Origin of the sequence: uncultured Photobacterium sp. (assembly GCF_947502415.1) — a bacterium.
In the GTDB taxonomy this organism is placed as follows: domain Bacteria; phylum Pseudomonadota; class Gammaproteobacteria; order Enterobacterales; family Vibrionaceae; genus Photobacterium.
In genome coordinates this window covers 1-1,114 of sequence record NZ_CANMZV010000086.1, presented here as the reverse complement: position 1 = coordinate 1,114, position 1,114 = coordinate 1, and the positions used below count along the sequence as shown (strand labels likewise).

Annotated in this window: 1 protein-coding gene and 2 tRNA genes; all 3 read left to right on the top strand. The window is 48.8% G+C overall.

Going from position 1 to position 1,114, the window contains the following annotated elements:
* Positions 1-76, top strand: a tRNA-Asn gene (locus tag Q0852_RS23630).
* A 207-nt stretch (positions 77-283) separates the two neighbouring features.
* Positions 284-910 carry a glutathione S-transferase family protein gene (locus tag Q0852_RS23625; protein WP_299022887.1) on the top strand — a complete coding sequence of 209 codons (627 nt, stop codon included), beginning with the start codon at positions 284-286 and terminating at the stop codon, positions 908-910.
* Positions 911-1,042: 132 nt separating this feature from the next.
* Positions 1,043-1,114, top strand: a tRNA-Phe gene (locus Q0852_RS23620).

The following is a 1,114-nucleotide window of genomic DNA, read 5'->3' as shown; positions in this document are numbered from 1 at the left end:
TCCCCCTTAGTTCAGTTGGTAGAACGGCGGACTGTTAATCCGTATGTCGCAGGTTCGAGTCCCGCAGGGGGAGCCAATTAAGAAAGCCTTGTCGAAAGACGAGGCTTTTTTTATGCCTGTCATAACCGCTTTTCAGGGCAGCTTCATTCCTCCCTCTTACAAAATTTCTAATACCTACCCTCACCTCCTGATACATAAGTCTTAATTGTGACAGTTCTTTTGCGGCCCCCCTTCGTTTTGAACTAAGTTTATAACCATGCTTTAGCACACCAAGGAAGAAGGTATGATCACGCTATACGGTTACCCCCGAACACGTTCATTGCGCGTATCCTGGCTGCTGGAAGAGCTCGGCATTGAATGGCAATACCGCTTAGTCAACTTTGCCAAAGGCGAGCACAAATCAACCGACTACCTTGCCCTCTGCCCGCAAGGCAAAGTGCCAACGTTATTTGACGAAGGAATTGTAGTTACCGAATCTGCAGCCATTTGTCTCTATCTGGCAGAAAAATATGGCCAACACTGGCTACCAGAGCCTGCAACAGCAGAATCAGCCAAACACCTCGAATGGCTCAGCTTTATTATTACAGAGCTTGAACAACCGTTATGGTCGATGGGAAAGCACAAGTTTGCCCTGCCCGAGCAGATCCGCCTGCCCGAAATGATCTCCGTCGCTAATTGGGAGTTCAAAAAAAGCGTACAAACCGCCGAGGCCTGGCTACCTGACAGTGACTTCCTCATCGGTAACTTCCCAACGGTAGCCGATATCCTGCTAACCCATACCCTAAACTGGGCTGTGAAGTTTGAACAGAAGCTCCCGCTCAGGCTCGAGCAGTACCGTCAGCGCCTCAGTCGCCGCCCGGCGCTCTTACGTGCCTTGAATCAAGAGCAACAAGCGTTAGCTGATAACTAATCTCAACTCATAGTTTCAACCATCAAAACGCGCTCAAAATACACACAATCAGCATAAAAAAACAAAGGTTGCACTTTTTTTATCAAAAAACCGTTGACGCAAAGCCGGAAAACCTTTTTAATGCGCCCCGTTGCCTCGATAGCTCAGTCGGTAGAGCAGAGGATTGAAAATCCTCGTGTCGGTGGTTCGATTCCGCCTCGAGGC